Here is an 8130-nt window from a genome sequence, read left to right on the forward strand (position 1 = left end):
CGGGTGGGGACCCGGCGGGCGACAGTGGTGCGATCACTGGCGGGCGACAGCGCGGTCAGCGCGTCACTGCACGACCTCGAGGAGCTTGTTGGGCGAGCCCGAGCCGATGTTGGACAGGACCCCTGAGGTGGCACCGTTCACCAGCGCGCTCCCGACTTCGGACGGGGAAGCGGTGGTGTGGCCGGCGAGGTAGATCGCCGCAGCGCCGGACACGTGCGGGGCGGCGAAGGAGGTGCCGTTGCCGGTGTAGGTGGCGGTGTCGGAGGTGTTCCAGCCGGCTGTGATGTTCGAGCCCGGGGCGAAGAGGTCCACCACGGAGTCGTAGTTGGAGTAGCCGGCCTTCGCGTCCGTGTTGGTGGTGGCGCCGACGGTGAGGGCGGTCGCCACCCGTGCGGGGGAGTAGTTCGATGCGTTGGCCCCCGAGTTGCCGGCCGCGATGGAGTAGGTCACCCCGGATGCGATCGATTTGCTTACCGCGTTGTCCAGGGAGGTGCTGGCCCCGCCTGAAGGGTGTCTTTATTGCCGTACGGTCGTTGACCTGGGGCTTTGTGATCGTCCACGTATGGGCATGATCACTGATTGTGGGTCTGCGACTGCTCTACTTGATCTTCTGCCGGCTGCTGGGCTGTCTTCTTTTGCTGGGCCGGTCGACCGCCGCGAACAACGTCGAGATCCTCGCGCTTCGTCATGAGGTCGCTGTGCTTCGCCGGCAAGTAGTGCGGCCGCGGCTTTCATGGGCTGATCGTGCCGTGCTCTCCGCTCTCGCCCGGCACCTGCCATCCGTCTTGCGCCGCCATCGCCTGGTTACCCCGGGGACGCTGCTGGCCTGGCACCGTCGTCTGGTGCGCTGGAACTGGCGTCAGACGGCGGTCGGACCCGGTCGGCCACCGCTGGCAGAAGAGATTGCGGCGCTCATCCAGCGCCTGGCGCGAGAGAACCCCACCTGGGGGTACGTCAGGATCCGAGGTGAGCTGCGACGGCTCGGTCATCGGGTTGCCGCCGCCACGATCCGGCGCGTCCTGCGCCGCTCCGGCCTACCACCCGCGCCGCAGCGCGCATCCCAGCAGACCTGGCGTACCTTCCTCCGAGCCCAGGCCCACACGCTTCTGGCCCGCGATTTTATACACGTGGACACCGTCTTCCGGGGGCGCCTCTACGTCTTCTTCGTCATGGAGACTGCCACCCGGCGCGTTCACGTCCTGGGCGTCACCGCCCACCCGACGGGCGCATGGGTCACTCAACTCGCCCGCAATCTGCTCATGGACCTCGGCGACAGGGCTGGGTGCTTCCGGTTCCTCATCCGTGACCGGGACAGCAAGTTCACCGCCGCATTCGACGACGTCCTCGCCGGCAACGGCACAGCCACCATCCCGACCCCACCGCAAAGCCCACGATCCAACGCGTTCGCCGAACGATGGATACGCACAGCCCGCGCAGAATGCACCGACCGAATCCTCATCACCGGCGAACGACACCTGCGCACGGTCCTCAACCAGTACGCCGAGCACTACAACGCCGGACGAGCCCACCGCAGCCTCGGCCTACGAGCACCCGACGACGACCCGCACATCATCCCCCTGCCCGCTGCCAGGGTCAGGCACCATCAGGTACTCGGCGGACTGCTCAACGAGTACCACACCATGCCACCCCGGCTGCCTCATCATCCGCAGGAAACGCCCAGCTCAGCAGCCTGATCGGAATATTGACACCCTTCAGGGGAATTACGCCGACAACATCAACCGGGAAGTGGGGAATTAGGCCGTCGTCGACACTCCGGGAGCCGCGTGATCGCGGCGGCCACGGTGAACCCGAGTGTGACGCCGACGGCGGCGGCGATGGTCTTTGCCCAAGCCGCGTCGAGGGAGCCGGGCAGGACGGCGCTGGTGAGCCAGCTCGCGCCCGACAGGATCGCCAGTGCGGCCAGTGCGGCCGGCCAGCGGTGCCGTACCCCTTTGATGATGTCGTCGACGACATTCAAGAGGAGCATCATCGCCATGATGTAGGAGCCGCCGAATTCATCGTCCCAACCCATCGCGGTGACCCCGGCCCCGAAGGCAAGCACTGACAGGCAGAGCCCTATCACCCGCCAGCAGGGTGTGGGTTGCTGCCGTCTCGCACCACGCGGGATCCAGAAGAAGCGCGTGATGCGCTGGACGACCGTGTACTTCTGCATGGTCCGCGTCCTGTCTCCCCGTGGCCGGCTCCTGTCGGCGCTCAAGAGTGGGACGCACGAGATCGCGCAGCGGTTGTGGAGTCTCGCTGCGAATCAGCGCGGGCACGGTCGCCCTCACGGCCGCGGCCGGAGTGCGGCTATTGGTGGCGCCAGTGGGAGTGGACCTGCTGCATGTCTGCCTCGAGTACGTCACGCAGATCGTCGTCGTCATCGGGTAGGTCCAGGCCCAGCGCGCTGGCGACCTTGTTGCTGGCCCGGCCGCGCGATCCGCGGCCGGGCCCTCCGGGTTTCCGGTCGGGGTCAGCGGCCCGGGTCGAAGCGGCCGTCCATGATGGTCCAGCCCGCGTCGACCACCAGATTGGTGCCGGTGACGTAGGACGCGGCGTCGCTGGCCAGGAAGGCGACCGTCGAGGCGACCTCGTCCGCGCTGCCCCAGCGGCCGAAGGCCGTGTGTGCGCTGTACGCCTCCCTCGCCTTGACGTCGTCCCACAGCGGGCGGGTCAGCGGGGTGTCGATGACCCCTGGGGCGATGGTGTTGACCCGTACGCCCCGCGGGCCCACCTCGGTAGCCAGTCCCCGCACCATCTGCAGGATCGCCGCCTTGGTGGACGCGTACACACCCAGCCCGGGCTCGACCATCAGCGCCCGCATCGACGAGCAGGCGATGAGGCTGCCGCCGCCTTGCTCCGCCATGACGGCACTCGCCTCCTGGAGGAAGAAGAACGTGCCCTTCAGGTTCAGATCGACGATACGGTCGAACTCTTCCTCCGTGTACGCGGCAAGCCGCTTGCGGATGTTGATCCCGGGAGTGGTGACGCCGATGTCGAGCCGGCCGTAGGTGTCCACGGTGGTCCGTACGGCCTCGGTGACCTGTTCGCGGCTGCTCAGATCCGTGTCGACCCCCTCCGCCGTACCGCCCTCGGCGACGATGCTCTCAGCGGTGGTCCTGGCGCCGGCGCCGTCGAGGTCGGCGCAGATCACCCGGGCGCCGAGACCGGCCAGCATCCGTGCCGTGGCCTCGCCGAGGCCGGACGCAGCCCCCATGACCAGGGCAGATTTGCCGGTGAGGTCGAACAGGGCGCGGTACCGATTCGTCATCGTGGTGTCTCCAGTGGTGTGCGGTGAGAGATATGACTCAAGCGGGCGTGGACGGGGGAGTGGGGCGGGTGCGGCGTTACGGGCTCAGGGAAGCATCCAGCCCAGGATCGGAGTGGACTGGAGCAGGACGATCAGCGCGATCAGTGTCAGCAAAGCGAGGCTGTAGCCGATGACCTTGCGGAAGATGTCGCCCTCCTTGCCCTGGACACCGACCACCGCGGCGGCGATCGCCAGGCTCTGCGGGGAGATCATCTTGCCGACCACCCCGCCGGAGGAGTTGGCGGCTGCCATCAGGTCGAGGGACAGACCCGTCTGCTGTGCGGCGGTGATCTGAACCGCTCCGAAGAGGGCGTTGGAGGAGTTGTCCGACCCGGTGATCGCGACACCCAGCCAGCCGATGACGGGGGAGAACACGGCGAACGCCGAGCCCATGGCCGCCAGGCCGCGACCCAGGGAGCCGGTCTGCCCGGACAGGTTCATCACATAGGCCAGGCCCAGAACGGACAGCACACAGACGATCGTCCAGGTGAGCTGCTTCACCGTGGTCCCGTAGACGCGGGCCGCTTCCCCGGGGCCGACCCGGAGCAGCAGAACAGTGACCAGTCCCGACACGAACAGCAGCGTGCCGGCCGCGGGCAGGAAGTCGAAGGTGAAGACGGTGGCGACCGGCGCGCCCTGCGCTCCGGTGATGTTCAGGCCGGGCCAGTCGAAGTGGAGGGCGGCCGAGCCGAGAAACTCCTTGACGGCGTCCGACTGGGCGATGACGAAGACGGCGATCACCGTCACATACGGGAGATAGGCGAGGATCACGTTCCGTCGGCTGTCGCGCGGCACGTCCGCGACCGGCGTGGCCGGGTCGCCGGCCGGGTCGCCGGGCCCTCTGCCCGCGGCCATGGGAACCGATGACGCGGCATGGACCGGCGGTGCGGTCCGCACAGAGCCCGCTTCCCTGAGCGCCCGGCCCGGATGCCAGACCCGCAGGAATCCCACGAGGGCCGTGGCACAGCACAAGGCCGCTCCGATATCGGCGAGTTCGACCGAGATGAAATTGGCGAAGACGAACTGTCCGAGCCCGAAGGCCAGTCCCGCGACCAGCGCGGCGGGCCAGACCTCTCGTAGACCCCGGCGGCCGTCCACGAGGAAGACGAGCACCAGCGGGACGATCGTCGCGACGACCGAGGTCTGGCGGCCGATGATCGAGCCCAGTGTGTGGAAGTCCCGTCCGGTCACCTGCGCGAGCGTGGTGACCGGGGCGGACAGCGCGCCGAACGCGACCGGTGCCGTGTTGGCCACCAGGGACGCCACGGCGGCGCGCAGGGGCGGCAGCCCCAGGCCGACGAGCATGACGGCGCTGATCGCGACGGGGGTCCCCGCCCCGGCCAGCGCTTCGAGGAGCGCACCGAACGCGAAGGCGATGATGATGACCTGGATGCGGTGGTCGTCACTGACCCCGGCGAAGGACCTGCGCAGCACCGCGAAGTGCCCGGTGCGTTCGGTCAGTCTGAAGATCCACAGCGCGTTCATCAGAATCCAGATGACGGTGAGGAAGCTCGCCGCCGCCCCGTAGCCGGCGGCGCTGAAGGTCTGGCCGACCGGCATGCGATAGACCGCGAACGCGATGACCATCGCCATTCCGAGGGCGGTCAGCCCGGCCCAGTGCGCCTTCCACCGGAGCGCGCCGAGGAGGATGAAGAGAACGAGCAGCGGGAGGGCGGCGACCGCTGCGGAGAGGCCGAGCTGTCCCCATACGGGATCGAAGTTCTGCTGGTACATGGACACCCCTTGGAAGAGTCGAAAGACCGGGGCCGTCCGGGCAAGGGGCGGTCGCGGATGGCGGATGTGCTCCTTGGCCGGGGGATGAGGTGGCGGTGATTCCTCGGTGACTCGAGCCTTCATGCCTCGGTGCGGCGAGTGCGGGTGTCAGGCGATGGAGTGTTCCGCCGGAGGGACGTACGTGAGAGGTACGTGCGGGGAGACGCGTTCGGTTTATGCGGGGGGAGCGGCTAGCTCGCCGCCCAGGGCGAGCTGGTCGTGGGCCAGCTCGGTGAACTGGATGCGCACCAGATGGCGAGGCGCGCCGAGGACGTCGACCACGGCGTCGGTGACGATTTTGGCGAACTCCGCGCGCTGCTCACGCGTGCGTCCGGCCAACAGCTCGATGGTGATGTTGGGCATGGCTCTCCTGAGGTCGGGGGATGTGCGGGCGGGGATTATGCGGACACGATCGCGTCCGTTTCCCCGAGGAGCGCGAGCACGGCAGCGGTGTCCAGGAACAGTGCGGGGATCAGCCGGGTGCGGAAGAGCGCGAGGATGGCGCGGGCCTCCTCGGCTGCCGAGGTGTCGATGACCGGCACGGGGAGCGTGGTGGCCAGGCCGGCGGCCGTCGTGAGGAGCTGCCGGCGCGCGGCGGCGTACCCGGCACCGCGCGCGACCGGCCCGAGGTGATCCCACACCCCGGTCATGAAGGCGGGCCAGTTGCCGAGCGCGCGGTAGAAGCTCAGCACGCGGGGGTGGTCGTGGGTGGCGCGGATCTCCTCGTACACGTGCGCCAGTTCCTCGGCGGGCGAGGTGCCGTCCGGGACGACGTTGACCGCGCCGGGGCGGATGCCACGGGGGCCGGGGTCGGGCGCCTCCGGACGTGCCGCACGGCCACTTACCGTGAGGCCCCCGTACCAGCATGAGGTCAACAGCAGGATGGTGGGCAGGAGTTGGTGGAAGGTGGCCGTGTAGCGGCGGATCAGGTCGGTATCGGCGCCGTCGGCATCGGTGCGAAGTGAGGGATCCGGCGCGGGAAGCAGCTCGGCCGGTACCCGCAGGGTTGCGGCGGCCTCGCTGAACGCGGGTGAGCCGAGGACCGGCTTGAACGCGTTCCAGGCCGGTACGAGATAGTCCGGCCAGTTCGCCAGGGCCGGGAAAATCGGGCTCACGAAGGGCACGCCGAGGTATCCGGGCACCTCTTCCAGTGCCGTGGCCGCCTCGGGGGTCAGATCCGGCTTGGCGGGCAGTGTCGGCAACAGGGCGGCGCCGCGCTCGGCGTCACTTCGCTCCCTCGCTGCGGCCGTTTCCGGGTCGATCGCTTTCGAGTCGGTCGTTTCCACATGAGTCACTTTGTGCTCCGGCCCTTTCGTGTCGATGGCTTTGCAGCTCCCCGCGGACGGCCTGCGCGCCGACTGCCTGCGTGATCGGCGTCCTGTGGGCGCACCGGAACGGTGCCGGGGCACCAGGCTGCATCCTATTTAGGATACAAACTTGGATCCAATGCAACAAGCATGTGTTTCAAGCAAGTTTCAGCACTGCGGTCCGGGCGAATCCCGTGGATCGGGTCGATACGGGCGCTGCCTCGACCTCCGGTGAGATGCGCGGGTCAGGAGAGGTGAAGATTCCCGGGTGCCCGTACGGCGTCGAGCCTGCGCGACGCCGCGGCCTGCACATCCTCGACATGGAGCCTGGCCTGACGCTCCGCCTGCTCGCGGTCACGGTCCAGCAGGGCAGCGATGATCTTCTTGTGGCCTTCGACGCAGATGACGGCCTCGTCCCGGGTGAACAGGGCGGCCATGTTGTAGGTGATACCGAAGTCCCGGTTGCGCAGCCACTCGTCGAACAGACGCTGGTTGGCCGAGGCCCGCACGATCGCCTGATGGAACTCCCGGTTCAACAGTCCCAGTTCGGCGCCAGGCCGTGCCACATACTCCTCGACCGGGTCCTCGTAGAAGGCGGAGATCACGGCGAGCTGCTCCTCGGACGCGCGCACGGCCGCCAGCCCGGTGGCCATCGCCTCCAGTGCACAGCGCACCTCGTAGATTTCGCGAATCTCGTCCGGTGTGTGCTCGCGTACAACCCAGCCCTGCCGCTCGCGCACCACCAGGCCCTGGTCGACCAGGCGCATCAGGGCGGCCCGGACGGGCGTCCGGCTGGCATTCAGCTCCGAGGCGACCTCGTCCTCGGGGAGTCGCTGGTTGGGACGGTAGACCCCCTGGAGGATGGCGGTGCGCATGTGTTCGTACGCGCGGTCGCTGAGGGACTCCCCGCTCCCGGCGCGGGGGCGCCTGCCACGAGTGCTGGTCTCCTGCGTGCCCGCCCGCCCAGGTCGCTCGACCATCGTCTCTCCTCCGCCGCGTCCGGACCACAAGTATTCCAGGTCGGCGAAAGGGCGCGCTTCTTGGTAACGGCGCCACGTGCACGGGATCGGGTCGCCTGCGGCGCGTTCGTGCCGTCGATCTTCCGCCGTGTTCTGCCCTCTGTGGCTGGGCTGTACGCGCGTGGTCCGGTCACCGAACTCTTCCCGCAACGGGCACCCACGCCGACTCGGCGGACGAGTGTTCGGTGTCGGCGCCTACTCAGGCGGAGGCAAGCTCCTGACTCGCTCACCACGTAAGACCCAGTTCAGAGAAGTCACGAGACCGAAGCTGACGGCTCCGCTCCATACGGGGCGCATGGCGGCCTCCCAGAGCCCCCTGGGGTCCACCAGCGTGAACGCGCACGCATCGGGGTGCCTCTGACTGGAGTCTTTCTCCTGGTCGCGGTCGTGTTAGCGGGATGTTAGTGGGGCGGCAGTGTTGCGGTAGTGGTCCCGGCCAGAGTTGTTGTCGTACCGAGCAGACGACGACACCGACCGCCCTTGGGGGGACCCGAAATGCGCTCCAACATCACTGCCCGCACCGCCCGCCGTCGCACCTTCCGCGTCGCCGCCGCGGTCCTGACCGCGGCCGCCGCGCTGACCCTGACGGCCTGCAACGGCGATGAGAAGTCCGCGGGCCAGGCGGACACGGCCCCGGCCGGGTCGAGCAGTTCCTCGGGTTCCTCCGGCGGTGCGCAGGGTTCCGACGCCAAGGGCAAGGGGGGCTCGGAGGCGGGCGGCG

7 protein-coding genes and 2 pseudogenes are annotated in these 8130 nt (G+C 68.6%); 2 read left to right on the forward strand and 7 right to left on the reverse strand.

From position 1 onward, the window contains the following. Nucleotides 1–63: 63 nt before the first annotated feature. A pseudogene (locus ACWDSL_RS50280) lies at nt 64–504 on the reverse strand (S8 family serine peptidase); the annotation flags it as partial. 77 nt (nt 505–581) lie between these two features. Here ACWDSL_RS50280 and ACWDSL_RS50285 point away from each other — a divergent pair. After that, a complete protein-coding gene (locus ACWDSL_RS50285; RefSeq protein ID WP_450496094.1) occupies nt 582–1694 on the forward strand; it encodes an integrase core domain-containing protein in 1113 nt (370 codons plus the stop codon). A 41-nt stretch (nt 1695–1735) separates the two neighbouring features. Here the strand turns inward: ACWDSL_RS50285 and ACWDSL_RS50290 are convergent, their stop codons facing one another. From ACWDSL_RS50290 to ACWDSL_RS50315, 6 genes are all read right to left on the reverse strand, one after another. Beyond that, a complete protein-coding gene (locus ACWDSL_RS50290) occupies nt 1736–2173 on the reverse strand; it encodes a hypothetical protein (protein WP_450496095.1) in 438 nt (145 codons plus the stop codon). A gap of 300 nt (nt 2174–2473) precedes the next feature. After that, on the reverse strand, nt 2474–3271 hold the full coding sequence (locus tag ACWDSL_RS50295; RefSeq protein WP_450496097.1) for an SDR family NAD(P)-dependent oxidoreductase: 798 nt from the start codon (nt 3269–3271) through the stop codon (nt 2474–2476). An 84-nt stretch (nt 3272–3355) separates the two neighbouring features. Beyond that, on the reverse strand, nt 3356–5044 hold the full coding sequence (locus ACWDSL_RS50300; protein ID WP_450496099.1) for an L-lactate permease: 1689 nt from the start codon (nt 5042–5044) through the stop codon (nt 3356–3358). Nucleotides 5045–5257: 213 nt separating this feature from the next. Continuing rightward, on the reverse strand, nt 5258–5446 hold the full coding sequence (locus tag ACWDSL_RS50305) for a 2-hydroxymuconate tautomerase (RefSeq protein WP_450496101.1): 189 nt from the start codon (nt 5444–5446) through the stop codon (nt 5258–5260). A 35-nt stretch (nt 5447–5481) separates the two neighbouring features. Beyond that, nucleotides 5482–6369: a halocarboxylic acid dehydrogenase DehI family protein gene (locus tag ACWDSL_RS50310; RefSeq protein WP_450496103.1), complete on the reverse strand. Its 888-nt coding sequence runs from the start codon at nt 6367–6369 to the stop codon at nt 5482–5484. Between the two features lie 266 nt (nt 6370–6635). Beyond that, nucleotides 6636–7370, reverse strand: a complete 735-nt coding sequence (locus ACWDSL_RS50315; protein WP_450496104.1) for a GntR family transcriptional regulator — start codon at nt 7368–7370, stop codon at nt 6636–6638. Between the two features lie 534 nt (nt 7371–7904). Between ACWDSL_RS50315 and ACWDSL_RS50320 the strand changes: the two are divergent. Then, nucleotides 7905–8130, forward strand: a pseudogene (locus ACWDSL_RS50320) (DUF4232 domain-containing protein); the annotation flags it as partial.

This window comes from Streptomyces sp. NPDC000941 (assembly GCF_053599555.1).

Bases quoted from the DNA above. Each gene is read 5' to 3' on its own strand.
- ACWDSL_RS50290 (WP_450496095.1), bottom strand. From the start codon at position 2,173: ATGCAGAAGTACACGGTCGTCCAGCGCATCACGCGCTTCTTCTGGATC.
- ACWDSL_RS50295 (WP_450496097.1), bottom strand. From the start codon at position 3,271: ATGACGAATCGGTACCGCGCCCTGTTCGACCTCACCGGCAAATCTGCC.
- ACWDSL_RS50300 (WP_450496099.1), bottom strand. From the start codon at position 5,044: ATGTACCAGCAGAACTTCGATCCCGTATGGGGACAGCTCGGCCTCTCC.
- ACWDSL_RS50305 (WP_450496101.1), bottom strand. From the start codon at position 5,446: ATGCCCAACATCACCATCGAGCTGTTGGCCGGACGCACGCGTGAGCAG.
- ACWDSL_RS50315 (WP_450496104.1), bottom strand. From the start codon at position 7,370: ATGGTCGAGCGACCTGGGCGGGCGGGCACGCAGGAGACCAGCACTCGT.